This window comes from Bacillus sp. GB_SG_008, from assembly GCF_052038115.1.
In the GTDB taxonomy this organism is placed as follows: domain Bacteria; phylum Bacillota; class Bacilli; order Bacillales; family Bacillaceae_G; genus Bacillus_A; species Bacillus_A rhizoplanae.
Genome location: NZ_JBPZSK010000004.1, coordinates 312,159 through 335,460, shown reverse-complemented (window position 1 = coordinate 335,460; position 23,302 = coordinate 312,159). Strand labels below are relative to the sequence as shown.

The following is a 23,302-nucleotide window of genomic DNA, read 5'->3' as shown; positions in this document are numbered from 1 at the left end:
TTTTTTTGAAGGTATATTTGAAGTTGAAGATGTGAGGAGTAGATATATAAAATGAAGCTGAAAATATATATACGAATTAAATAGTAGGTGTATATATTCAAGTTTCAAAACGTGCAGGACATAGTAGTGTAATCAGAATGTATATTGTATAAAGCTTGTACATACCCATGTATAGAAAGGGTGGTACGATGAAAAAGTATTTTATACATTCTCAGACACATAGTAAGAAGATTATAATTTTATTGTGTTCTTATGCATTTTTCATTTTAGTGGCTGCATCGTTAGTTACAACGATGTTACATACAATGAAATCATATTATGTGAATCAATGGTTTGGAAAAATTTCCTCACAAGGATTTATGCAAATGATTGAAATGGAAAATCATTATTTTTCTTTTGAATATTTTCAAACAAAGAAACGAGAATCAGTAGGAGTGTTATTGTTTTCGTTAACAACAGATATGCGTTTGCAAGATATTCGAACATTTATGGGAAAAGAAATCCCAGGAATGGCAAATTATTATTCTGATATTCTTGTAGCTGGAGAAGGAACTGATTATACAAATATACCAAATGAATCAAGTGTACCGATAGAAGAAATTACGAAAGAGCGTGAAGTGGCTAAAGAAAAAGTTCAGGAAGCAGAAAAGAATAATCCTGTTCAAAAGAAAGGAAATGCTATAGAGGGAAAAAATGCCGTATTTATTTATCATACGCATAGTTGGGAATCGTTTTTACCGTTATTACCTGGAGCAAAAATTCCAGATGAAGCATCAAGTCCAGATGTAAATGTTTCACTCCTTGGTACGAGATTAAAACAGCAATTAGAAGGACAAGGAATTCCGGCTGTACATGACAAGACAAACATGGGAGACTTATTAGCGCAGAAAAAGATGAAGTGGTATCAGGCTTATAAAGCATCGCATGGATATGTAAAAGAAGCGTTAGCTCAAAATAAGCAAATTGTATTTCCGATTGATATTCACCGAGATGATCAGCGTAAGAATGTTACAACAAAAGTGATTAATGGAAAGTCATACGCAAGACTTTATTTCATTATCGGGATGGAGAATGAAGGACGAGAAGAAAATATGAAAATCGCAAACGAAATTAATTCATATTTGGATAAACATTATTATGGACTCAGCCGAGGAATTTTCAAAAAGGACAAAAGTAAAGGAGATGGTACATATAATCAAGATTTATCTTCCAATGCTCTACTTGTAGAAGTTGGTGGTGTTGATAATACGCTAGAAGAATTGTATAACTCTATTGATGTACTAGCAGAAGCGTTTAGCAGGTATTATTGGGATGCGGAGAAAGTGAATTATTAATGAGAAATAAGAGCAATAGAAAGGGACGGAAAACCGTTCCTTTTCTATTTCCTGAAGACAAATGATAGTTGTACTTTATCTCGCATTAACGAGCTCAGGATTGAGAGAGAAGCGAAGAAGATAGGTGGGGGATGAAAAAAACACTGATGGAAGTTTCACTTTATCAACAGCAGCTACTTGTATGAACATGATTGGCTGCTGTTTTTTGTTGAAATGCAAATGCAGTTTGTTTTCATTCGAATAAAGGAATTAATGGGTCTTTCACATGTTCTGTCAATAAAGTATGTAGCTGTCCGCGATGATGATAAAAATGAGCAACAATTTCAAGTAACCATTCAAAACGAGAATAAGAAACGCCCCAGTAGGAATGTGTGATTTCTTCAAGCTCTGCTATGGAGTATGCTTGAAATGTTTTAGCAAGAAGTTGAAAACCTTCTTTCATTGTCTGTTGAACTTCTGCAAGTGTATGAGGTGTATGTTGTGAGTAAAATTTATTTAGTTCTTCTTTTGATGCTTCATTTAAAATAAGAAGATCGGCATAACAAATAAGAGATAAATGTGTATAAATTTCAAAGAGGGATCGCTTGTTTTTGATAGGGCGATGTTGTAATTCATCGTAAGTAAATTGTTCTAACATCTGTATTGTAGAATCAATCCCAAATTTTAATTGGTGTAGCGTGGCTTGAACAAACATTGTATTTCTCCTCACATCCGTTTATAATAGTGTCTTAAGAGTATTTTATCATATTCAAAATTCTGAAGATTCTTGTAGTTTGACGAAAAAAATGAAAAGTATTATATTGTTAAAGGTCCTATTGAACGATAAATAGAATGGAATTATTGAGTTAGGAGTTAGAATAATGATTTCAAGATATGGAAGAAATACAATTGTTGAAATTAATTTAGATGCTGTAAAACATAATGTAAGAGAATTTAAAAAACGTGTAAACGATGAAAATATTGCAATGATGGCAGCAGTAAAGGCAAATGGATACGGGCATGGTGCGATTGAAATTGCAAAAGCAGCGATTGAAGCTGGAGTAAGTCATTTTGCAGTTGCTTTTATAGATGAGGGAATTGAGCTCCGTGAAGCAGGAATTACTGCACCAATTTTAATTTTAGGTTATACGCCGGAAGAAGCTGTAGCAGATGCAATTGAATACGATATTATGATTACGGTATATCGGACTGAAGATTTAATAAATATTGACCGCATAGCGGAACGTGTTCAAAAGAAGGCACGTATTCAAATTAAAATTGATACAGGTATGAGTAGAATTGGCTTACAAGAAGAAGAAGTGGTACCATTTCTACAGAAATTGAAAGAAATGAAACATGTGAAAGTAGAAGGAATGTTTACACATTACTCGACTGCTGATGAAGTAGATAAAACATATACGTTGATGCAAAAAGATTTATTTGGGAAGGCTGTAAATACTGCAAAAAGTATGGGGATTCATTTGCCGCTTATTCATAGTTCCAATAGCGCAGGAACAATGGAGTTAGATAACGAATTTCAAAACATGGTTCGTGTCGGGATAGGGGTATATGGAATGTATCCTTCAAAAGAAGTGGACCATAAAGCAGTTTCACTTCAATCAATTTTAACGTTAAAGTCAAAAGTAGCTCATGTGAAACACGCGAAAAAAGGAAGAGGCGTAAGTTACGGAAATACGTATGTTGCAACAGGTGATGAGTGGATTGCTACGATTCCAATCGGGTATGCAGATGGATTTAGCCGTCAATTATCAAGTAAAGGATATGCGTTAATCAATGGCGTGAGAGTACCTATTATCGGTCGTGTTTGTATGGATCAACTTATGCTTGATGTAACAAAAGCGATGCCTGTACATGTTGGAGATGAGGTTGTCTTCTATGGTAAGCAAGGTAATGAAGAGATTACAGTAGAAGAGATTGCTGATTCGTTAGGGACAATTAACTATGAAGTAACGTGTATGTTAGATCGAAGAATTCCACGTGTATACAAAGAAGATGGTAAAATCGTTGGTATTGTAAATCCATTAAGAAGAAAGTAAAAAAGAAGAATGTTATGCATTCTTCTTTTTTATGTAAATGAAAACGGTTACTTCCGGACTATTTGTTAATTAAATCATAGTAATGATAGCTCGCAGTAATTTCAAAACCACAGTGCTTATAAAGTTGCAAAGCATTCTCATTTTTTGTCTCTACCTCTAGTGTAATGTTTCTTTTTCCTTCTTTTAATAATCGCTGTACAGTAGTTTGTAACATGTTTGTTCCAATTCCTCTTCCTTGATAAGAAGGATCTACAGCAAAGCCAGAGATAGATGTGACCTCTTCTTCATGAGAAACGGTTATCGTTCCTACTACTTCCTGATTGAAAAGAGCCATATAAAGCTGACGGTTAGGTGCTGATATTGTCTTATGTAACCATGTTATATTATCTTGTAAGGAATCGTTAAATGCTTTACTTGCAATTTTAGCGATATTCGGCAATTCCTCAGTAGTAGCTGGTACAAGGTGAATTGTATTTTTTATATTTATAAAAGATGTTGAATCTCGTTTAAATCGCATAGAGTATTCACTAAACAAAATTTGTAATCCAAAAGATTTAGCAAAGGCGTTTCCACTTGTAGAAGCGGCATTTACAATGAATAATAGTTCATTGATGTTGCGATTTTTTATTTCGTCAAAAGCTGCATTTAGAAGGTTACTACATATTTTTTGTCTTCGAAATGAAGGATGGACCATTCCTATTAATTCAAGTTTAGTAGGCCTTTCAAATTCATACATACCTACAAAACCAACTAATTTGTCGTCTTGGTAATAAAGAAAATCATTCACCTGATTTTTATTTCTTGTTTGGAGCACATCTACATATAAAGAAGGTTTATACTCCAGTCCATCGTTACGTTCACAGTATGTTGCTAAATCGATTATTTGCTGTATGTCTTCTGAGGTTAATATATATTTTTTCTTAATAGTCAACGAATCACACCCCATTTCATACTATTAATCTTTTTTGTAAGTAATAGTGTGTATGTCCTTTCGGGAAGTCTTCTATAACACCATATACTTCATAGCCATGTTTTTTGTAAAATTCCGGTGCTTGAAAGCTAAATGTATCAAGTTTAATAAGATTACAATCGTTTTCTTTCGCTATTCGTTCGGCTTCTAATAGGAGTTTACTGCCATAGCCTTTATGGCGCAGACTATCACTGACCCATAAAATATTGACGTGTAAGCATTGCCAAAATATGACCCCTGTTAAGCCAGCTACTATTTCTTCATTAGCGTTTTTTAGTGTTAAATTGATATCTTTAACAAGTGATTTCTCACTACCTGAAACTTGTGAATGATTGAATGCGATTAATTGTTTTCTAATATAATCGCTGTCCTCTTGACTCCATTTGTTTTGGATTTGCATATTGTATTCTCCTTTTTATATTGTGTTGTTTGATAATTAAAAGAAAGATGGGTGTTTTATCCACTCGTCTAGGTCTACACTTCCTTGGACAGACAGTAAACGATATAAATATCGATATGGTTCTCTGCATTGCTTGCATGGTTTTCGTAACCAGGATGTAATTCTTCTATCTGTAAGATAGGAGAAGAAAACATTGTTTGTAGCATCATAACGCATATGGACTCCTTTTCGAAAAATTCGAACAAAATAATTATATAATATTTATAGGTAAAATAGGGATATTTTAGGCGGATAAGTAAGGGAGCAGAATCAAAAAAGGTGTTGTAAACAGATGAAAAACATCGTTTACAGCACTTTTTTTGATTTTTTGTTAACGTTTCAAGATTTGTATTGAAAATTGTAAACTCTAGAAGTATCATATACATATTCAAACATTTGAAGATGTATATGATACTTCTAGGTTATTTAAAATTAACATTAAGTAATGGAGGTGTTTTAATGGGTGGGGAAATGCAACAATTTAAGGCTGATTTTTTTAAAGCCTTATCACATCCCTTGCGAATTCGAATTCTCGAATTGCTGTCAGAGGGAGAAAAAAGTGTAAATGAAATTCAAAGCATTCTTAATAAGGAAGGTTCCGCGGTTTCTCAACAGTTAAGTGTATTACGTGCAAAAAATATTGTTGTTGGTACCAAAGATGGAAAACGAGTTTTATATTCTCTTCGAGATCCAATGATTATGAATTTATTGGAAGTTGCACGGAAAATTTTTAATAACCATTTAATTGATACGATTTCAATGTTAGAAGAACTAGATGAAACAGACGGTGAAACGATAGCCAAGGAGGCACAGGTTGAGTATTGAGGTTAAGAAAGAAGTTATTATCCAACACGGAATTGAAATATTTCGTTTGATAGGAGCTCATCACGTTTGCAATGTTTGTATTAAAAGTGGGAATTCTTGTTGTTTTTCATGCCAACATTTACAAGATGGAGTTGGATGCCAAGAAAGGAATACAGCCTGTACAGCTTGGTTATGTGGGATTCAAAGTTTTTTATTTGATCAAATAGGATTACTGGATGAATGGAATCGTTTTTGGAGCGAAATTCCAGGCCAGATGTTTCGTAGAGATATGACGCCAGAGAAGGTATCGATTACAGCACTTATAGATACGCAGAAGTTAGATAGTCGAGTTGGAGAACTTCTAGCCGAAAGGTTGAAAACCTACGTGCAAGAAGGCGGGGATATAGGTAAGCTAGAATGCCGTTTGAACAAAACGTATAGTAAATATTAAGTTGATATTCTCTTAGAAAAATATAAAGTTTGCAATTCAAATTTATTAAGAATAGAAAAGAAGGGTTTGTATGAAAGGGTTATTTACGGGAAGATTTGAAGGATACTCATTGAGACATTTTCAAAAGGATCTTCTTTCAGGAACAATTGTCGCAGTTGTTGCGATTCCACTTGCTATGTCTTTTGCTATCGCTTCTGGGGTGAAACCAGAGTACGGGATTTATACAACGTGTATTGCTGGGATTCTTACTTCGTTATTTGGTGGTTCGAAGTATCAAATTGGAGGACCGACAGGTGCTTTTGTTCCGATTCTTTTAGGCATTGTAATTACTTATGGCTATGAAAATTTACTACTGGCGGGGTTATTAGCTGGAATTATCTTATGCCTTATGGGGATTTTTAAACTGGGATCTTTAATTAAGTTTATTCCACGTCCTGTAACAGTTGGTTTTACATCAGGTATTGCTGTTACTATTTTTACGGGACAAATTGCTGGCTTTTTGGGGCTGACAGGTATAAAAAAGCATGAGGAATTTATAGCAAATTTGAAAGAAATCTTTATTCATATTGATACCATTAATTTTTATAGTATTATAACTGCTTTGATTTGCCTTTTTGTGATATTGATAACACCAAAAATTTTACCAAAAGTTCCTGGTTCATTAGTAGGTATTGTTATTTCAACTGTAATTGCAACGGTATTTTTCTCGGGTCATGTACCTACGATTGGTACAGCATATGGTGCGATTCCGAGTACACTTCCTCAGTTCCATATTCCAGAAATCACATTGGAGCGTATAAAACAGTTAATTGGTCCTGCATTTGTTATTGCCATGTTGGGTAGTATTGAATCTCTTTTATCGGCTGTCGTGGCAGATGGTATGACAAATAGTAAGCACAACAGTAACAAAGAGCTTATCGGTCAAGGAATTGCTAATATTGTTACACCCTTATTCGGAGGAATTCCGGCAACTGGAGCGATTGCCCGGACAGCAACTAATATTAGGAGTGGAGCTACTTCTCCGATGTCAGGTATTATTCATGGGGTGCTTGTCTTATTAACGCTTCTACTGTTAGCTCCATCTGCTTCACATATTCCGCTTGCTAGTATGGCCCCCGTTTTAATGGTAGTAGCTTGGAATATGAGTGAACAAAAACATTTTGCTCACATCCTTAAAATGAAAACAGGAGATTCTCTTGTATTACTTGTAACATTTTTGTTTACTGTATTTACTAGTTTGACAACAGCTGTAGAAATCGGTCTTATTCTAGCTATTATTTTATTTACAAAACGTATGAGTAACATGCTTGTTATATCTAAAGTGCTTCCTGATCATACAAGAAAGAACGAAAAATTGCTGCCACATGTGGTGAATAAAACGCATGACTGTCCGCAAATTAGTATTTATACAATAGAAGGTCCGTTATTCTTTGGAGCTGCTCAAACGTTTGAACAAAACATTTTAGCAACTATTCATTATAAACCAAAAGTTTTAATTTTACGTATGGGAAAAGTTCCTTTTATTGATACAACAGGAGAATCCTATTTTAGGAATATTGTTCATCACTTTAAAAAACAAGGTGGAGTACTTCTTGTTTCAGGAATCCAAGCTGAGTTAAAAGCAACTTTAGATAAAAACGGATTGTATGCTGAAATTGGAGAAAAGAACTTTTTTGAACATACAGGGGAAGCTATCACTTATGCTTTAGAACATTTGGATACACAAAAATGTATAGGTTGTAAACATTTTGCTTTTCATGAATGTACCCAACTTTCTCATCAATCTCAACCAGTGAATGCATTAGATTATTAAAAAAGATATGTCAGGATATGCAAGAAAACAAGGCCCTTTTATCCTGTAGGATTAAGATAATAAGAAATGAAAAAGTGCTATAAACAGATAAAATATATCGTTTACAGCACTTTTTTTGTTGCTTATGTTACCTAAAACCAAGCTTTCTTTAATAATTGTATAGCACAGAGAATGTCGTTTGCTGATAACCCTCCAAACCCCATCAATACGTAAGATTCCTTCTGTAAAGCATTTTCTGCATCATATAGAGAAAGAGGATATACTTTGACTCCATTTTCAGCTGCCCTATCGATAAGCTCATGTTCATTCATTCCGTTATGAACATGTAATACAATATGAAGTCCAGACTGGGAACCTATGATATCGACGAGAGGGCCCATTTCTTGTTGAATTGTATGTACTAGTAAATGATGTTTCTTTTTGTATATAGTGCGAATTCGATTCAAGTGTCGATTCCAATAACCTTCTCTCATAAATGTTGCAAATGTGAGCTGTTGTATTTTTGAGACGGTTTGCTTGAAGATGGTACCATCATGTTGATAAGTTTTTAGCAAAGTTTGTGGAAGAACCATATAACTCATTCGGAGTGAAGGCAAAAATGACTTAGAAAATGTTCCCATATAAATGACACGTCCATTTGTATCTAATCCTTGTAAGGAAGGGATAGGTTTTCCTGTGTAACGAAATTCACCGTCATAATCATCTTCTATAATATAGCTATCATTTTCACTTGCCCATTTTAGCAGCTCCATTCGGCGAGAAAGAGGCATAATCATCCCGTATGGAAATTGATGAGAAGGTGTTACATATACGACATTAGCATCGCTTTTATATAAAGAGGAAATATGAATCCCTTTTTCATCTAAAAAAACCGGCTGTATATGCAAGCCGCAACTTTGCATGACAGCTCTTACGCGATGAAACCCTGGATTTTCCATTGCATATCTATACTCATTCCCAAGCAATTGCAAAAGTAACCAAAGAAGAGGCTGTGTACCTGCTCCGATGATAATTTGTTCTGGAGTAGAGTGGACACCACGCGCTTGATAGAGATAGCGAGAGATTTCATAGCGAAGCTGCCATTCACCTTGTGAGTCTTCTTTTGTAAATAAGTCATTCTCATATTCTAGGAGACAATTACTCGTTATCTTTTTCCAAGTAGACAACGGGAAGGAGTCTATATCAATGCTCCCATGACTGAAATCATAACGTAAATTTTCCTGAACAGGTTTCTCTTTATATGCAATATTTTTATTGTTTGTTGTCTGGATCATATCGTAATCTGCATCAGCAACAAATAAACCTCTTTTTTGTTTACTTTCTACATACCCTTCAGCTATTAATTGCTGATATGCATATTCAACTGTATTACGACTTACACCAAGCTGCAAAGATAAATTGCGGTGAGATGGCAGACGACTACCAACCTCAATACTTCCTTGTAAGATTTCTTGTTTTATATAGTTATAAATTTGTATGTAAAGCGGTATCTTACTTTCTGAATCTAATGGGATGATAAGTTCCATTGTCATCTTCCTTTCAAACTGTCCCTATAAAAAAGAATAAAACTGCCACTTACAAAAGGGGCATGTGCTTTTTATAATAACAATCATAAAACATTTTGAATTTTTTATAAATAATTGGAGGGAAAGAATATGAATACATGTGTGCAAGAGGTAAAAACAAAGCAAGAATTTTGTAAGGTGTTACCAGTATTACAGCAGTTGCGGCCTACACTTTCTCAAGAAGAAGCACAGTCTCTTTTGGAAAGAATGAAAGAAGAAAATTATCGCCTATTTGCTTTGTATAATAGTGAAGGAGAAGTAGTGAGTTTAGCAGGAACAGCAATTTGTACAAATTTTTATAATAAGAAACATGTCTTTATATATGATCTTGTTACAGCAGAGGCACATCGTTCAAAAGGATATGGAGAGACACTGCTGTCGTATATTGAGGGGTGGGGCAAAGAAAATAATTGTACTTGTGTCGTATTAACTTCGGCGTTTCCAAGAAAAGATGCGCACCGTTTTTATGAACGCGAAGGGTATGAAAAGGTGAGTTATTCATTTCATAAGGAAATAAAATAAAGCAGAGGATAGTCTTCTGCTTTACTTTATCCCACATTAACGGGCAGTAAGACCCCACCTCAAGATTGAGAGAGAGGCGAAGAAGATAGATGGGGATAACTGCTCGTAAAAGCTCGATTAGTGGAGGATGAAGAAAACCCCCACTGATTGAAGTTTCACTTTATACAAAGAGTTTGTTTTATGATTTTAAAGTCTTCTTTTTTCATTTGTACTACGTAAGCATCATCTGTCGTTGCTATGTGAAGGAATCCAAATTTTGTAAAACCCTTTGGCCAGAAATGTTGGTTTTTGCAATTCAATCTATCATAATTTCTCCGTTAAAATCCTCAAAGTAATATTCTAACAATAAACACATTGCTTCTTTTGTATATCCATTTCCACGATGTTTGTATTCAATTTTGATATTAAATTCTGTAGTTTTTGTATTTATGTCATATCTACCAAAGCTAATTTCTCCTATAGGGACATTATTTTTTGTATAAATTAAAGTGTAAAAGTGTTGTCCATCAGTCGGTTCAACATTTTTTAAAAACCAACTTCAATCTTATCTTTTAGTTGTTTCGAAGATAAGAAATATACGTACAAAATAACTGTTGCAATAAATAAGGCGAGAAAGAAAGCTGCAAATAAAATAGCAAATGAGTATGTATAAGGTTCAAATACAGTTGGAAATAAAGGGAGTGTTCTTGTACCGCTCAGAGATATTTGTTCGAATGAAAGAGATTGTAATAAGGATAGTTCCTTTAATGTGCCGCCTACATGATTTATAAATTGAAATGGTTCAAATGAAATGCTGTTTTCTTTCATATTGATGAATAAAAACGGAGCATTGATTAAACAGAGTATAGCTATAAAAATAGCTAGTAATTGAAAGAGAATGTGAGATATCTTCCTTAGCATAAAATTACCCTAAAAAAACATATTTTTACAATATTATACAAAATAATCGATTGTTTGTTTTGATTTTTCAGAAAAAACATTATAATAAATAAAACTAGTAAATAAATATAATGTTTCTCTAGTTCATTTAGAAATAGAGAAGAGTGATTTCGTACTATCTTTGCTAGTAAAACTTATAGTGTATTGATACATAGTAATTGAAAGATGAGAAAGCATATATAGGAGGATTCTATGGAACAAACTTATTTAAAAGGTGAAAAAGTAGTTATTCGAACGATAGAAAAAGCGGATTTGTATCCGCTATGGCAAGAAGTTTATAAAGAAGAGAATCCAGAGTGGAAAAAATGGGATGCACCGTATTTTCCATTTGTTAGACAAGAGTTTACTTCTTTTCAAGAAGGTCTATGTTCTAAATTAATGAAAGATCCATATTCAAGGTTTCTTATTGAAAAAGATGGTGAAATCATAGGAATCGTAACGTATTACTGGGAGCATGAGCCTTCACGTTGGTTAGAGATTGGAATTACCATTTACAATCCAACATATTGGAATGGAGGTTATGGTACAGAAGCTTTACGTATGTACATTGACTTTCTATTCCAACATATGACGATTGGAAGGGTCGGTTTGACAACATGGTCAGGAAATAGCCGCATGATGAAAGTTGCTGAGAAGCTTGGCATGCAATTAGAAGGAAGAATGAGAAAATGCCGTTATTATAACGGAGAATATTACGATTCGATTCGGATGGGGATGATCCGTGAGGAATGGGAAGAAATGAAAATAGCGAGGAGATGAGCAGCTTGTACGCAGTTATTGTAACGTTTGATGAACTATTTGCAACATATATAAAAAAGAAGTGGGATGAATTAAGTGATTTGTCATCTTATATAAACAACATTGAAGGAATGGAACCACATATTACATTAGCAGATTATAAACAGCTTGATATCGAAATATTCAAGCAAGAGCTGCATCAGTTTTCAAAGCGTACGAATACTATTGAAAGTGAATTTTCTCATATAGGAAGTTTCCCTGTAAATGGAACGGTCTTTTATGCCCCGACGATAACAGAAAATCTAAAACAGTTTCATACAAACTATCATAAATATTTTAGTTTTTTTCAAGATAATACAGATTCCTATTATGTACCAGATAAATGGGTTCCGCATTGTACAGTGGCAAGTAGACTAACCGAAATACAGTTAGGACAAGCTTTTCAACATGTATGTGAGAGCTTTGAAGTGATGCGAGCGGTAATAAATCGTATCAAGTTAATCCAAGTTGTATATGAAGGTGGAATGTGTGTGAAGTGTAACACATTAGCAGATTATAGATTGGGGGAGTCTTTATGAATTTTGTCATCCGTGAAATGAAAGAAGAAGATATTCCAGCCGTACAACATGTGGCCAAGATTTCTTGGAACGATACATATAAAGACATTATTCCAATACCGGCACAAGAGAAGTTTTTACAGCATGCTTATTCTCATGACATGATGAGCCACCGCTTACAACATTCACACTTATTTGTAGGAGAAGTAGACGGGAAAGTTGTTGGATTTGCAAATTTTTCACCGATAAAGTATCAATGTGAAACGGAGTTAGGGGCGATTTACTTATTGCCTGAATACCAAGGAAGTGGTATGGGAACAGCGTTATTACATAAAGGAATTACAACATTAGAAGGTGTCAAGAAGATATATATTAACGTAGAATCAGAGAATAAAACAGGAAAAGCATTTTATACTGCAAAAGGATTTGCAGTGGTAGATGCGTTTGAAGAAGACTTTGATGGATATATGCTGAAAACATTAAGAATGGTATTACATGTTTAATAGGAGGGGGAAAGAGGTTCTTATGATCCAAAGAGCAACTGAAAGAGATACGGAAAAAATTTTAGCTCATGCGGCCGAGTCTTTATATGAAGGGACTATGAAAACGAGTCAATTTAGCCAAGAGAAAGTACTAGAGATTACGGTGCCGCTTTTAGAAAAAGGAGCATTTTATCTTGTTATAAAACAGAAGGATATTTTAAATGGATGGATATTGATTGGAAGCAATAAGGACTATTTTTCTGGAGAAGAACTAGGTTTCATTTATGAATTGTATGTGTTGCCTTCTTATCGTGGAAAAGGTCTTTCACGCCAACTTATGAGAGCAGCAGTTGATGAACTCTATAAGCTAGGCTACTCAGAAATTCGTTTGAACGTATTTGCAGGGAATTTTGTGAAAGAGTTGTATAAAGAAATGGGATTCGTTGAGAGGCAAAGTGTTATGAGTTTAAAACGTGAGAGTATGTAATTTTGAAAGAAATATGGAATCACACTTTTAAATCTAAAAATAATGATAGGAAAGCATTTGAATGGGGATAAAGGATTATATTTGAGGAGGATATATGTATTGAAGGGGAATTTAGTAGAATTACGAGCTATTACAAAGGAAAATATGAACTCTCTTTATAAATGGCGCAATGATGATGAAGTAAGTTACTGGGCGACAGGAAATTCACCATTTTATACAAATGTTTCAATGGAACAGTTAGACCATTTTTTTGAACAAGTATGGAATTTAAATAAAAAAGATGAATGTGTGTTTGCTGTTTACACGTTAGAGGGAAAGTATATCGGAATAGCAGACTATAGAGATGTAGATGCGGTGACACATAAGGCGGTAATTGGCTTAACGATAGGGGATAAAGAATATTGGGGAAAAGGGTTTGGAACAGACGCTATACAAACACTTGTAAAATATTTATTTTTAAACTTAAATATGAGAAAAATTCAACTGGATACATGGAGTGGAAATGAAAGGGCAATTCGTTCATATGAAAAGTGCGGGTTTCAAGTGGAGGGTGTTCTCCGTGAAGATGTATATGTAAATGGAAAATACTACGATACAGTGATAATGGGCTTGTTACGAGAAGAATGGGGTCGAGATGTAATAATAAGTTAGGAGATGAGATGATGATATTAGAGGCAGCAATGCTCCGAGTGAAGCTTGGAATGGAAAATGAATTTGAAAATGCTTTCCAAGAGGCTTCTAGCATTATTTCTTCTATGAAAGGTTACCAAGGTCATACGCTTCATAAATGTATAGAAACCAAAGGGAAATATCTTTTGTTAGTGAACTGGGAGACGTTAGAAGATCATACGGAAGGGTTTCGAAAATCAAGTGAGTATGAAGAATGGAAAAAGAGATTGCATCATTTTTATGAACCATTTCCGATTGTAGAGCATTTTCAACATGTGAAATCGGGAGAGAAGAAAGTTTAATTGTAATAAAATGTGACTGCCATCAGAGGAGAAATGAGATATCCTGTACTGATGGCAGTTTCACTTTAGCGATACATTGTCCAAGTTCCAATATCCTTAAAGCCTAATCGTTTATAAATCCGTCCAGCAGCAGGGTTGCTGTAAAATAAACAAAGTGTTCTTCCTTCGGCGATAAAATCTTGAATCATTTTACTTATGATTTGAGAAGCATACCCTTTTCCGCGGTGATTTGAGTGTGTACATACACCTACAACCATAGCAGATAATGAATTTTCTGCAGATGTGGACGCGCACGCGATAATTTTTCCGTTTTCTTCTATATAATATGTCCGTCCGGTGTTTGTTTCAATTGCTTGGCGAAGGAGTTTACCTGCGCTGTCTGCTATCTTAAATTCTGTAATTTGTTTTCGTAAATGTATAATACGATCCACATCTTCAACCGTTGCCATTTTTATGTTTTCTTTGTTTATATCTTTTACTAACTGTTTCTCGGTTGTACATTCACAAAAGTATGTCTGAAGTTTTTTACCAAGGTTTAGGTTATCGAGATTTTCAAACTGTTCTACGACCTCTGATTTTCCAGAGAGTTTAATGTAGTTATGGTTAGTAAATTGATCAATAAATGCTTCTGGCTGGAATGAAGCCTCAGCATAGGCAATAAAGGAATCGTGGAATCTCAATAGAACAGCTTGTAATTCATTTTCTATCGTAAACTGTCCCCATAGTTCTTGAAAATCTTGATCATATCCAAATGCCTCAATATCACCAATTAAGAATAGGTTGAATGCAGCTTCTTTCTTTAAAAAAGAAAGTACTTGTTCATGGTCTTGTTCGGTTAGTTTTCGATTCATTTTTGCTGAATCTCCTTTTGTTTGTATTTTCTAAATATTAGTACTTATAATTTTGGAAATCAATAAAAAATTTTATGTTTAGTTCACAATGTTTAGGAAAAACTAGGAAGGATATGAAAAAGGAGGTTATGAACGGTGGATCATCCAATTCAAGGGCTGATGAAAGCAGCTATGGAAAATTTAAAAGAAATGGTTGACGTGAATACAATTGTTGGTGAACCTGTTCAAACAGCAGATGGCGGTGTTGTTTTAACGGTTTCAAAAGTAGCATTTGGTTTTGGTGCAGGTGGATCAGATTTTTCCACAAATGATGTGCAAAAGCCACAAAGTCATCCCGCATTTGGTGGTGGTAGTGCGGGGGGAGTTTCTATTACACCGGTGGCCTTTCTTGTTGTGAATAAGGATGGTGTAAATATTCTTCATTTGCAAAATGCAACGCACTTGGCAGAGAAGATAATCGAACTTGCGCCGCAAACAATTGATAAGATTCAGTCGATCTTTCAAAATAATAAAAAACAGGATAGCTCTCATTATCCACAAAATCCAGATGAAATTGCATGAAAAATGCCTGTTTATAAGCAGGCATTTTTTCTTGTAATAGTGATGTAATAAAACTCATAAAAATGTAAATAGTTTTTATAGTTTTTTCTATGTTTCTAAAAATTTTCGTGATAAAATATCCTATAGTATTGAAACATATAAAACGAAGGTGGCTAGGTGCTTTGTCTGGAGGATCTGACCAAATCAAGAATATGATTTATATTAATGGTAATCGTCGCAATCATTGTTTTATCACATCTGGAATTACGTTTGAGGAATTTGCAAGCAATATTCCTTCGCCGCTTCATCAAGTCCTGCTTTTAAAGCATAGTTTTGAATGGACTGATCTTCATTATCATACTTTATTTGAATATGCAGAAGAAGAGAACATACATAAATTAATTGCGGCAGATGTGGATGAGTTTGAAGAATTTTGCTGGGTTGATTTTGATGATGTGAATGACTTGGATGAATTGGAGCCAAAAGAAATTGCAGAATTACTCTATTTGGCACACAAAAAGGAACCACTCGGGAAGGCTTTTTTCCCACTTTTGAAAAATAGATTCGTTTATCTTTCTCATGATGATGGCTGGTACAATAAGGTATATTACCGAAGAATGCCGGACTTTGTCGGAATGCTTAGTAAGGTGATTCCTTATAAGCTTGGCTCATTTGGAAAAAAACGATTCGCATTCTTTCAAAAATCAAAAATTTATCCAGCGATTTCAAAAGAGGTCATTCTCAAACTTCTGCCATTTATGGAAGATGGCTTATATTTGGACTTAGCAGGAAAATTAGAATCAAGACGTGGCTTAGAGATTCCTGTTTATGTTATCGGTTCGTATGAAAGTACAAATGAAGTTTTAGACAGTTTAGAAGATTTGAAAAGCGAAGCTTCTGAAACAGGATGGCTTATCTTTGATAAGAAAGAACAAGAGTGGCAATGGATAATGGACTAAGGGAACTTGACGATAGAAGTCAAGTTTTCTTTCTTTTTGGAAAGGAGATAAAATGGGGAAGACTTTCACAATAATAAGCATTAGTAGTATTATATTTGTAGCAATTTTATTATTAACTTGTCCGAAGGAAGCGGACTTTCAAAAACATTTAGCAGATGAATATTCAATTGTGTGTAATGAAGTGAGTTTTAGTTGTACACAGCAAAAAGATAATAAAGAAGAGAAACTGGAGTTTGTTGGTAGTGATGTTCGAAACGGCGTATTCTTTATGAAAATAGAACAAACCTTTCAAACAGAAACAGGAAAAAAGAAGACGTATAGTGCCATTGGAATATTGGGGATGTTCCTCTTTTCCTCTGAAAAGACTTTCTAATGTTTAGAAGGTCTTTTTTTTATATTCTCTCTCATATAGTTATGGTAAGACAGGCTTGGGGAGGAGATTATTTTGAAAAAGACTTGTATGGTTTGCGGAGGAGAAGAATTTTTTTCTTCCACCTTATATGCACGTACAAAACAAGACTGGGCGTATGCGCCGAATATGTATCGCTTTGAAAAAGTATTTATTGAACAGCGAGATGAGGAGAACTATCCTGTGTTTCAAGAAATTACTGCTTATCATTGCAGTGGTTGCGGTTATGTGATGTTATTTCGTTAATAAGCAAAGGGATACAACAAATGCATCCATTGTTGAATGGATGCATTTTGCATTTTAGTTCTTTATTCCGCTACTTTTGGGCAGTAAGACCCCTCACCCCAAAACGAAGAAGATAGGTCGGGAATAACTGTTGGTATGCGCCTGATTGGTTTAACTAACCATCAGTGGGGGATGAAGTCTTCCACTGATGGAATTTTCACTTTATAAGAAAGCGCCTTTTAAAAGGCTGATAAGAAGAGAGGATATAATAAACTGAAAAGCAGAGAAAATCCTCCAAAGCCAATAGCTGTATATCCAAGTGTTTTTGCTTCATAACGAACAGCGAGAAGCCCAATTAAGATGGAAAGAGATCCAAATGTAATAGGATAGAAAGCAATTGAAAATAAAGAGATAAATAATGCGATGTACCCAACAATTGTACCAATGTCTGTTCTGTCTTCTTCTTTATGGATTTCTTTACGACGACGCCTAATTGGAAGACGCTGAGGGGTAATTTCTACCGCATATTCTTCTTGTTTTTCTCCGCTTTTTAAATGATGCGTTCGTTTTTTTGGCAATGAATAGCCCTCTCTTTCGATTTAGGGTATGTTTAGTATTTTTTATAAAGAAAAAAAACATGTCTGTTATTTATATCCAAACAAATAAAAATGGAGAAAGTGATTGCCCGTTGCTATGTTATCCATCTCTCCTTAAGAATAAACAGGAATAATGTAAAATGATGTAGAATGACTTTTAGATAGATGAAAAATGTAAAGGTGGGACAATAATGACAAAATTTAATTGGCATGAAGCAGCGCAGCAGAAATGGGATAATAATGCTGATTTTTGGAATCAAAATAGTCAAGAAATGTGGGATAGTGGCAGCCGTAGTGCAATTATTCCATTTTTCCAAAAATACATACGAAACGGGGCAACTGTTCTTGATGTAGGGTGCGGAGATGGATATGGAACATACAAATTAAATAAAGCAGGTTACAAAGCATGTGGTATTGATTTATCAGAGCAAATGATTGAAAAAGGAAAAGAGCGCGGTGAGAGTCCTAATTTAGCGTTTATAGTAGGAGATCTTACTTCATTACCGTTTCAAGATGAGGAGTTTGCATCAGTTTTAGCAGTAAATTCATTAGAATGGACGGAAGCGCCACTTCAAGCCCTGCAAGAAATAAAGCGAGTATTAGCGCCAGAAGGTTTTGCATGTATTGCCATTTTAGGACCAACAGCAAAACCACGTGAAAATAGCTATCCACGTCTATATGGAAAAGATGTCATTTGTAATACGATGATGCCGTGGGAATTTCAAAAGCTTGCACAGGAACAAGGATTCAATTTGATAGATGGAATGGGCGTATATAAGCGTGGTGTAAACGAAAAGATGATTGGACAACTTCCGCTTGAATTGCAGCAAGCTTTAACATTTATGTGGGTATTTATGTTTCAAAAGAAGTAACTTATAGGAGGATTATAAGTGCAGAAAATACAAAAAACTGATACAATATTTTCAGAAACAATTAAAGGGGGACTAGGGAATATGACAGCAACTACTACAGTAAAATCTGATATTGAAATTGCACAAGAAGCAAGCATGAAGAGAATCCAAGAGATTGCATCAGAATTAAACATTTTAGAAGAAGAATTAGAGCCATACGGCCATTATAAAGGGAAGTTGTCTCTTGATATTTTTAAGCGCTTACAAGAAAAAGAAGATGGAAAAATTGTTTTAGTTACAGCGATTAACCCTACTCCAGCAGGGGAAGGGAAATCAACTGTAACAGTTGGTTTAGGGCAAGCTTTTAATAAAATTGGTAAAAAAGCAGTTATTGCACTTCGTGAACCATCTCTTGGACCAACTATGGGATTAAAAGGTGGTGCAGCGGGCGGTGGTTACTCGCAAGTCGTACCAATGGAAGACATTAACCTTCACTTTACAGGCGATATTCATGCGATTACAACTGCAAATAATGCACTTGCAGCATTTATCGATAACCATATTCAACAAGGAAATGACCTTCGCATCGATACACGTAAAATTGTATGGAAGCGCTGTGTAGATTTAAATGACCGTGCGCTTCGCAACGTTGTAATCGGCCTAGGTGGACCAGTACAAGGTGTACCGCGTGAAGATGGTTTTGATATTACAGTTGCATCTGAAATTATGGCTGTATTCTGTCTAGCGACAGATGTACAAGACTTAAAAGTACGTTTAGCTCGTATTGTTGTAGCCTACAATATGGATAATGAGCCTGTAACAGTAAAAGATTTAGGTGTAGAAGGTGCATTAACACTTCTATTAAAAGATGCATTAAAGCCAAACTTAGTACAAACGTTAGAAAATACACCGGCAATTATTCACGGTGGGCCATTTGCCAACATCGCACACGGTTGTAACAGTGTAATCGCAACGACAATGGCAGCTAAACTTGGTGATTATGTAATTACGGAATCTGGTTTTGGTGCAGATTTAGGTGCTGAAAAATTCTTAGACATTAAAGCGCGTGCAGCAGGTATTAAACCAGAAGCAGTTGTCATTGTTGCGACAATTCGTGCTCTTAAAATGCATGGCGGCGTAGCGAAAGATGAGTTAAAAGAAGAAAATGTTGATGCGTTAGCAAAAGGTATGGAAAACTTACAAAAACACGTTGAAACTATTCAAGAATTTGGTGTTCCGTTTGTTATTGCAATCAACAAATTTATTACAGATACAGATGCTGAAGTAGAGTACTTACAAAATTGGTGCGGTGAGCGCGGTTACGAAGTATCATTAACAGAAGTATGGGAAAAAGGTGGTCAAGGCGGTGTTGACCTAGCAGAGAAGGTATTAAAAGTAATTGAAAAAGGTGAAAATAAATACGCACCTTTATATGATTTAGAACTTCCATTAGAAGAAAAAATTCGTACAATTGCTCAAAAAGTATACGGTGCAAAAGATATTGAATTTGCGCCAAAAGCTCGCAAGCAATTAACGCAATTTGCGGGAGAAGGATGGGGCAACCTGCCAATTTGTATGGCAAAAACACAGTACTCTCTTTCTGACGATGCGACAAAATTAGGACGTCCATCTGATTTTGTTGTAACAATTCGTGAGTTAAAACCATCTATTGGTGCTGGATTTATCGTAGCGTTAACAGGAACAATGTTAACAATGCCAGGACTTCCAAAGAAACCAGCTGCTCTTCAAATGGACGTAAATGAAGATGGAAAAGCAGTAGGTTTATTCTAAAAGGTTGTATTTCTTCTCTTTTATCGGTAAACTATACGTACATCACGCAGCGCCTTTCGATGGAAAGGCGCTTGTTTTTTGGAGGAATATATGTTTGATCCAACTGCTTTTGAAAATTTAAAAGTTATTGTTGAAGGAGCTGTATATGATTTTGATTTACATGGTGACATCATTGTAACTGACCGAAAAGATATAATGGATCTAGCATCGTTTAGTCGTACATATACCATTTCGTTTCAACTGAAAGAATATATAGAGTCACTAGTAGAAGCAACATTTTTATTATCAGTTGATGCAAAAAATTTATCAGGTGAGATATTAGAGGTACCGTATTTTGTGCCTGGCTGTGAAATGAAGCTTTTCTTTGCATTTTCTTTGAAGCATCCAGAAAAAGATTGTCAAGAAATTGAAGCGTTGCTACAATCCATATGGGGAAAAGAACGAATGATTACGCAGCAAATTTCATACGAATATAATAAGCAAGCGATTTCATATCATAATAAGGTAGAAATTTTATTTCAAAAAGCGATTACAGAAGACCATGTTGATGATTTAATAGCTGTTATTTCTCATATGATAGAAACGATGCGAATAATACAACAATTTCTTCAAAAATATAGATAAAGGAGAAAAAGAAATGATAAAAGATATGCAACCATTTTTGCAACAAGCTTGGGAGAAGGCTGGTTTTAAAGAGTTTACTGAAATCCAAAAGCAAGCTGTTCCAACTATTCTAGAAGGACAAGATGTTATTGCTGAATCTCCAACTGGGACAGGTAAAACATTAGCGTATTTATTGCCACTTTTACATAAGATTAACCCTGAAGTGAAACAACCTCAAGTAGTAATCTTAGCACCGACGCGTGAACTTGTGATGCAAATTCATGAAGAAGTGCAAAAGTTTACGGCAGGAACTGATATTTCAGGTGCATCTTTAATTGGCGGTGCGGATATTAAGCGCCAAGTAGAGAAGTTAAAGAAACATCCACGAGTGATCGTTGGATCACCTGGACGCATTTTAGAACTAATTCGCATGAAGAAATTGAAAATGCATGAAGTGAAAACAATTGTATTTGATGAGTTTGATCAAATTGTTAAACAAAAGATGATAGATGCTGTATCCGATGTAGTTAAATCGACAATGCGTGATCGTCAAGTAGTATTCTTCTCTGCAACAATGACAAAAGATGCAGAAGAAGTAGCACGTGATTTTGCAGTTGAACCGCAATTGATTCGCGTAAAACGTACGGAAACGAAGAGTCTTGTTGAGCATACGTATATCGTTTGTGAACGTCGTGAAAAAAATGATTTTATCCGTAAAATTATGCATACTGGTGATGTAAAAGCAGTTGCCTTCTTAAATGATCCATTTCGGTTAGATGAAATTGCTGAAAAATTGAAATTCCGTAAGATGAAAGCAGCAGCTCTTCATGCAGAAGCAAACAAACAAGAACGTGAAGCAACGATGCGCGCATTCCGTCAAGGAAAAGTGGAAATTTTATTAGCGACAGATATTGCGGCACGCGGATTAGATATTGATGATTTAACACATGTTATTCATTTAGAATTACCAGATACACTCGATCAATATATTCACCGTTCAGGGCGTACAGGACGTATGGGTAAAGAGGGGACAGTTGTTTCGCTTGTAACACCGCAAGAAGAGAAGAAGTTACTTCAATTTGCGAAGAAGTTAGGTATTCAGTTCAATAAGCAAGAAATGTTTAAAGGATCCTTTGTTGAATCGAAACCGAAGGCTCCAAAGAAAAAGAAACCTGCATTTAATGGGAAGAAGAAACCTAGATAAATAAAAAAGACGCGGCTACGAATATTATGTAGCCGCGTCTTGTTCATTATCATTTAGGTGTAGACTGATTAGTGGTTAGGAAGAGGTTTTGTCCTGAATAGCCAATGTAAGACACCTCTAATGAAAATTTTAAAATTGTAATCATCAGCGGAAATGAAAAATAATGATGAGAGTTTTACTTTATAGTTGTTTCTGATTGTTCCTGTTTCATCAAATAATCAATAATTCCCATCGCACTAATTTCCATATCAAGTTTCAACAAATCATAAATAGAATGTGTTGCTAGGACGCCTTTTTTTGTAAGGTGCGATGACACTTTTTCCAGCAAGAGATTGGACAGTTGATGGCTTGCTTTTTCAAAGTCTTGTCCTTTTTCAAATATTTGCTTGCCGGCTTCAACAAATATATGAAGCCAATGTTCTAGCTGAGTGCAGATTTCAGAAACATGGGAAGAGGCGCCATAATGACCGAAATAAATGTAATCAACATTCATATTTCGAATGAGATCTTTTGAAGCTAACATAGCTTCAGGTTGAAACTGCGTAGGAGATGTTGTTGGTAAATAAAGTTCAACACCTAGTTCAGCTAATTGACGGTAATAAATACCAATCGTATCACCTGTAAATATACCATTTGTTAAGGAATCATGAATGCTAATATGATGCTTTGCATGGCCAGGTGTATCATAGAATGTAAGCGTTCGATTTTCTGCGATTTGCAGTGTTTCACCATCTTGTACGATGTGAACGCGTTCTTCTGGAATAGGCAAAATGGGGTGAAAAAGTTTATCAAATGAATCTCCGTAAACAGCTTTTGCACCTTGAATGAGTTTAGTCGGATCAACCATGTGACGAGCGCCTCGAGAATGAACGAATAACGTTGCGTTGGGGCATTTCTCCATCATTAAGCCAGCAGCACCAGCATGGTCAAGATGAACATGTGTGACAATAATATTTTTAATATCAACAAGATGTATATTTAATTGTTTTAATCCATCTAAAAGATAAGGAAGAGAAGGTGCGGCGCACGTTTCAATTATAGTAATTTCATCACCAAGTAAGACATATGTACCTGTACGTTGTTCATGTTGTAAGTCGTGATCGTCGATGATATATAACTGTGAAGATATTTTCTCTACTTTTTTCAAACTTATCACTCCTTGTAA

At 35.1% G+C, this 23,302-nt stretch carries 28 protein-coding genes and 2 pseudogenes; 20 read left to right on the top strand and 10 right to left on the bottom strand.

Translation table 11 applies throughout. The features are described 5' to 3' along the window. Window positions 1-188 precede the first annotated feature (188 nt). Window positions 189-1,334, top strand: a complete 1,146-nt coding sequence (gene spoIIP / locus ACTDJC_RS13180) for a stage II sporulation protein P (RefSeq protein ID WP_440603646.1) — start codon at window positions 189-191, stop codon at window positions 1,332-1,334. Between the two features lie 232 nt (window positions 1,335-1,566). Here spoIIP and ACTDJC_RS13175 read toward each other — a convergent pair whose 3' ends face one another. Further along, a complete protein-coding gene (locus ACTDJC_RS13175) occupies window positions 1,567-2,028 on the bottom strand; it encodes a DinB family protein (protein WP_098310854.1) in 462 nt (153 codons plus the stop codon). A 166-nt stretch (window positions 2,029-2,194) separates the two neighbouring features. Here ACTDJC_RS13175 and alr point away from each other — a divergent pair, with 166 nt between their 5' ends. Further along, on the top strand, window positions 2,195-3,370 hold the full coding sequence (alr, locus tag ACTDJC_RS13170; protein ID WP_440603645.1) for an alanine racemase: 1,176 nt from the start codon (window positions 2,195-2,197) through the stop codon (window positions 3,368-3,370). A 58-nt stretch (window positions 3,371-3,428) separates the two neighbouring features. Here the strand turns inward: alr and ACTDJC_RS13165 are convergent, their stop codons facing one another. The 3 genes and pseudogenes from ACTDJC_RS13165 to ACTDJC_RS13155 form a co-directional block, all read right to left on the bottom strand. Then, window positions 3,429-4,301: a GNAT family N-acetyltransferase gene (locus ACTDJC_RS13165; RefSeq protein ID WP_440603644.1), complete on the bottom strand. Its 873-nt coding sequence runs from the start codon at window positions 4,299-4,301 to the stop codon at window positions 3,429-3,431. Between the two features lie 16 nt (window positions 4,302-4,317). Next, window positions 4,318-4,740: a GNAT family N-acetyltransferase gene (locus ACTDJC_RS13160; protein WP_440603643.1), complete on the bottom strand. Its 423-nt coding sequence runs from the start codon at window positions 4,738-4,740 to the stop codon at window positions 4,318-4,320. Window positions 4,741-4,776: 36 nt separating this feature from the next. Further along, window positions 4,777-4,869, bottom strand: a pseudogene (locus ACTDJC_RS13155) (nitrate reductase); the annotation flags it as partial. A gap of 369 nt (window positions 4,870-5,238) precedes the next feature. Here ACTDJC_RS13155 and ACTDJC_RS13150 point away from each other — a divergent pair. The 3 genes from ACTDJC_RS13150 to ACTDJC_RS13140 all read left to right on the top strand — a co-directional run bounded on the left by ACTDJC_RS13150 (window position 5,239) and on the right by ACTDJC_RS13140 (window position 7,847). Then, window positions 5,239-5,604 (top strand): ArsR/SmtB family transcription factor, encoded by a 366-nt coding sequence (locus ACTDJC_RS13150; protein WP_429709958.1) that lies wholly within the window; start codon window positions 5,239-5,241, stop codon window positions 5,602-5,604. Beyond that, on the top strand, window positions 5,594-6,034 hold the full coding sequence (locus ACTDJC_RS13145; RefSeq protein WP_440603642.1) for a DNA mismatch repair protein: 441 nt from the start codon (window positions 5,594-5,596) through the stop codon (window positions 6,032-6,034). The genes ACTDJC_RS13150 and ACTDJC_RS13145 overlap by 11 nt, the downstream gene beginning before the upstream one ends. Before the next feature lie 70 nt (window positions 6,035-6,104). Continuing rightward, on the top strand, window positions 6,105-7,847 hold the full coding sequence (locus ACTDJC_RS13140; protein ID WP_440603641.1) for a SulP family inorganic anion transporter: 1,743 nt from the start codon (window positions 6,105-6,107) through the stop codon (window positions 7,845-7,847). Between the two features lie 131 nt (window positions 7,848-7,978). On the opposite strand, the gene pdxR is transcribed toward ACTDJC_RS13140, so the two are convergent. Beyond that, the gene (gene pdxR / locus ACTDJC_RS13135) at window positions 7,979-9,373 is read right to left on the bottom strand and encodes a MocR-like pyridoxine biosynthesis transcription factor PdxR (RefSeq protein WP_440603640.1); all 1,395 of its coding nucleotides are present in this window, start codon (window positions 9,371-9,373) and stop codon (window positions 7,979-7,981) included. Window positions 9,374-9,502: 129 nt separating this feature from the next. On the opposite strand from pdxR, the gene ACTDJC_RS13130 reads away from it, so the two are divergent. Then, window positions 9,503-9,934: a GNAT family N-acetyltransferase gene (locus tag ACTDJC_RS13130; protein ID WP_440603639.1), complete on the top strand. Its 432-nt coding sequence runs from the start codon at window positions 9,503-9,505 to the stop codon at window positions 9,932-9,934. Between the two features lie 295 nt (window positions 9,935-10,229). On the opposite strand, the pseudogene ACTDJC_RS13125 reads toward ACTDJC_RS13130, so the two are convergent. After that, window positions 10,230-10,433: pseudogene (locus ACTDJC_RS13125) on the bottom strand (GNAT family N-acetyltransferase); the annotation flags it as partial. Between the two features lie 26 nt (window positions 10,434-10,459). After that, window positions 10,460-10,834: a hypothetical protein gene (locus tag ACTDJC_RS13120; protein ID WP_098310844.1), complete on the bottom strand. Its 375-nt coding sequence runs from the start codon at window positions 10,832-10,834 to the stop codon at window positions 10,460-10,462. A 231-nt stretch (window positions 10,835-11,065) separates the two neighbouring features. Here ACTDJC_RS13120 and ACTDJC_RS13115 point away from each other — a divergent pair, with 231 nt between their 5' ends. The 6 genes from ACTDJC_RS13115 to ACTDJC_RS13090 all read left to right on the top strand — a co-directional run bounded on the left by ACTDJC_RS13115 (window position 11,066) and on the right by ACTDJC_RS13090 (window position 14,108). Next, complete coding sequence (locus tag ACTDJC_RS13115) at window positions 11,066-11,632, top strand: GNAT family N-acetyltransferase (protein WP_098310843.1); 567 nt, start codon at window positions 11,066-11,068, stop codon at window positions 11,630-11,632. Beyond that, window positions 11,602-12,189: a 2'-5' RNA ligase family protein gene (locus tag ACTDJC_RS13110; RefSeq protein WP_098310842.1), complete on the top strand. Its 588-nt coding sequence runs from the start codon at window positions 11,602-11,604 to the stop codon at window positions 12,187-12,189. The genes ACTDJC_RS13115 and ACTDJC_RS13110 overlap by 31 nt, the downstream gene beginning before the upstream one ends. Beyond that, window positions 12,186-12,671 (top strand): GNAT family N-acetyltransferase, encoded by a 486-nt coding sequence (locus ACTDJC_RS13105; RefSeq protein ID WP_098310841.1) that lies wholly within the window; start codon window positions 12,186-12,188, stop codon window positions 12,669-12,671. The genes ACTDJC_RS13110 and ACTDJC_RS13105 overlap by 4 nt, the downstream gene beginning before the upstream one ends. A 22-nt stretch (window positions 12,672-12,693) precedes the next feature. After that, complete coding sequence (locus ACTDJC_RS13100; protein ID WP_440603638.1) at window positions 12,694-13,137, top strand: N-acetyltransferase family protein; 444 nt, start codon at window positions 12,694-12,696, stop codon at window positions 13,135-13,137. A gap of 99 nt (window positions 13,138-13,236) precedes the next feature. Further along, window positions 13,237-13,788, top strand: coding sequence for a GNAT family N-acetyltransferase (locus ACTDJC_RS13095; RefSeq protein ID WP_255258173.1), 552 nt, complete (start codon window positions 13,237-13,239; stop codon window positions 13,786-13,788). A gap of 11 nt (window positions 13,789-13,799) precedes the next feature. Continuing rightward, entirely contained in the window at window positions 13,800-14,108 is a 309-nt protein-coding gene (locus ACTDJC_RS13090) for an antibiotic biosynthesis monooxygenase family protein (RefSeq protein ID WP_440603637.1), read from the top strand. Window positions 14,109-14,173: 65 nt separating this feature from the next. On the opposite strand, the gene ACTDJC_RS13085 is transcribed toward ACTDJC_RS13090, so the two are convergent. After that, on the bottom strand, window positions 14,174-14,959 hold the full coding sequence (locus ACTDJC_RS13085) for a GNAT family N-acetyltransferase (RefSeq protein ID WP_440603636.1): 786 nt from the start codon (window positions 14,957-14,959) through the stop codon (window positions 14,174-14,176). Window positions 14,960-15,094: 135 nt separating this feature from the next. Here ACTDJC_RS13085 and ytfJ point away from each other — a divergent pair, with 135 nt between their 5' ends. The 4 genes from ytfJ (at window position 15,095) to ACTDJC_RS13065 (ending at window position 17,113) form a co-directional block, all read left to right on the top strand. Next, window positions 15,095-15,520, top strand: a complete 426-nt coding sequence (ytfJ, locus tag ACTDJC_RS13080) for a GerW family sporulation protein (protein ID WP_440603635.1) — start codon at window positions 15,095-15,097, stop codon at window positions 15,518-15,520. Between the two features lie 161 nt (window positions 15,521-15,681). Then, the gene (locus ACTDJC_RS13075) at window positions 15,682-16,458 is read left to right on the top strand and encodes an oxalate:formate antiporter (protein ID WP_253629356.1); all 777 of its coding nucleotides are present in this window, start codon (window positions 15,682-15,684) and stop codon (window positions 16,456-16,458) included. Between the two features lie 52 nt (window positions 16,459-16,510). Then, window positions 16,511-16,831, top strand: a complete 321-nt coding sequence (locus ACTDJC_RS13070) for a hypothetical protein (protein WP_098310834.1) — start codon at window positions 16,511-16,513, stop codon at window positions 16,829-16,831. Window positions 16,832-16,903: 72 nt separating this feature from the next. Further along, window positions 16,904-17,113, top strand: coding sequence for a hypothetical protein (locus ACTDJC_RS13065; protein WP_141525095.1), 210 nt, complete (start codon window positions 16,904-16,906; stop codon window positions 17,111-17,113). A 218-nt stretch (window positions 17,114-17,331) separates the two neighbouring features. On the opposite strand, the gene ACTDJC_RS13060 is transcribed toward ACTDJC_RS13065, so the two are convergent. Then, window positions 17,332-17,670 carry a permease gene (locus tag ACTDJC_RS13060; RefSeq protein ID WP_098310832.1) on the bottom strand — a complete coding sequence of 113 codons (339 nt, stop codon included), beginning with the start codon at window positions 17,668-17,670 and terminating at the stop codon, window positions 17,332-17,334. 209 nt (window positions 17,671-17,879) lie between these two features. Here ACTDJC_RS13060 and ACTDJC_RS13055 point away from each other — a divergent pair, with 209 nt between their 5' ends. From ACTDJC_RS13055 to ACTDJC_RS13040, 4 genes are all read left to right on the top strand, one after another. Continuing rightward, entirely contained in the window at window positions 17,880-18,560 is a 681-nt protein-coding gene (locus tag ACTDJC_RS13055) for a class I SAM-dependent methyltransferase (protein WP_440603634.1), read from the top strand. Window positions 18,561-18,641: 81 nt separating this feature from the next. Beyond that, entirely contained in the window at window positions 18,642-20,330 is a 1,689-nt protein-coding gene (locus ACTDJC_RS13050) for a formate--tetrahydrofolate ligase (protein WP_440603738.1), read from the top strand. A 90-nt stretch (window positions 20,331-20,420) separates the two neighbouring features. Further along, window positions 20,421-20,954, top strand: a complete 534-nt coding sequence (locus ACTDJC_RS13045) for a hypothetical protein (RefSeq protein ID WP_440603633.1) — start codon at window positions 20,421-20,423, stop codon at window positions 20,952-20,954. A gap of 13 nt (window positions 20,955-20,967) precedes the next feature. Then, window positions 20,968-22,137: a DEAD/DEAH box helicase gene (locus ACTDJC_RS13040; protein ID WP_440603632.1), complete on the top strand. Its 1,170-nt coding sequence runs from the start codon at window positions 20,968-20,970 to the stop codon at window positions 22,135-22,137. Between the two features lie 175 nt (window positions 22,138-22,312). Here ACTDJC_RS13040 and ACTDJC_RS13035 read toward each other — a convergent pair whose 3' ends face one another. Next, entirely contained in the window at window positions 22,313-23,284 is a 972-nt protein-coding gene (locus tag ACTDJC_RS13035; RefSeq protein ID WP_440603631.1) for an MBL fold metallo-hydrolase, read from the bottom strand. Between the last annotated feature and the right edge of the window lie 18 nt (window positions 23,285-23,302).

Coding starts and splice junctions, on each gene's coding strand:
- spoIIP (WP_440603646.1), top strand. CDS start 189: ATGAAAAAGTATTTTATACATTCTCAGACACATAGTAAGAAGATTATA.
- ACTDJC_RS13175 (WP_098310854.1), bottom strand. CDS start 2,028: ATGTTTGTTCAAGCCACGCTACACCAATTAAAATTTGGGATTGATTCT.
- alr (WP_440603645.1), top strand. CDS start 2,195: ATGATTTCAAGATATGGAAGAAATACAATTGTTGAAATTAATTTAGAT.
- ACTDJC_RS13160 (WP_440603643.1), bottom strand. CDS start 4,740: ATGCAAATCCAAAACAAATGGAGTCAAGAGGACAGCGATTATATTAGA.
- ACTDJC_RS13150 (WP_429709958.1), top strand. CDS start 5,239: ATGGGTGGGGAAATGCAACAATTTAAGGCTGATTTTTTTAAAGCCTTA.
- ACTDJC_RS13140 (WP_440603641.1), top strand. CDS start 6,105: ATGAAAGGGTTATTTACGGGAAGATTTGAAGGATACTCATTGAGACAT.
- pdxR (WP_440603640.1), bottom strand. CDS start 9,373: ATGGAACTTATCATCCCATTAGATTCAGAAAGTAAGATACCGCTTTAC.
- ACTDJC_RS13130 (WP_440603639.1), top strand. CDS start 9,503: ATGAATACATGTGTGCAAGAGGTAAAAACAAAGCAAGAATTTTGTAAG.
- ACTDJC_RS13120 (WP_098310844.1), bottom strand. CDS start 10,834: ATGCTAAGGAAGATATCTCACATTCTCTTTCAATTACTAGCTATTTTT.
- ACTDJC_RS13115 (WP_098310843.1), top strand. CDS start 11,066: ATGGAACAAACTTATTTAAAAGGTGAAAAAGTAGTTATTCGAACGATA.
- ACTDJC_RS13110 (WP_098310842.1), top strand. CDS start 11,602: ATGGGAAGAAATGAAAATAGCGAGGAGATGAGCAGCTTGTACGCAGTT.
- ACTDJC_RS13105 (WP_098310841.1), top strand. CDS start 12,186: ATGAATTTTGTCATCCGTGAAATGAAAGAAGAAGATATTCCAGCCGTA.
- ACTDJC_RS13100 (WP_440603638.1), top strand. CDS start 12,694: ATGATCCAAAGAGCAACTGAAAGAGATACGGAAAAAATTTTAGCTCAT.
- ACTDJC_RS13090 (WP_440603637.1), top strand. CDS start 13,800: ATGATATTAGAGGCAGCAATGCTCCGAGTGAAGCTTGGAATGGAAAAT.
- ACTDJC_RS13085 (WP_440603636.1), bottom strand. CDS start 14,959: ATGAATCGAAAACTAACCGAACAAGACCATGAACAAGTACTTTCTTTT.
- ACTDJC_RS13070 (WP_098310834.1), top strand. CDS start 16,511: ATGGGGAAGACTTTCACAATAATAAGCATTAGTAGTATTATATTTGTA.
- ACTDJC_RS13055 (WP_440603634.1), top strand. CDS start 17,880: ATGACAAAATTTAATTGGCATGAAGCAGCGCAGCAGAAATGGGATAAT.
- ACTDJC_RS13050 (WP_440603738.1), top strand. CDS start 18,642: ATGACAGCAACTACTACAGTAAAATCTGATATTGAAATTGCACAAGAA.
- ACTDJC_RS13045 (WP_440603633.1), top strand. CDS start 20,421: ATGTTTGATCCAACTGCTTTTGAAAATTTAAAAGTTATTGTTGAAGGA.
- ACTDJC_RS13040 (WP_440603632.1), top strand. CDS start 20,968: ATGATAAAAGATATGCAACCATTTTTGCAACAAGCTTGGGAGAAGGCT.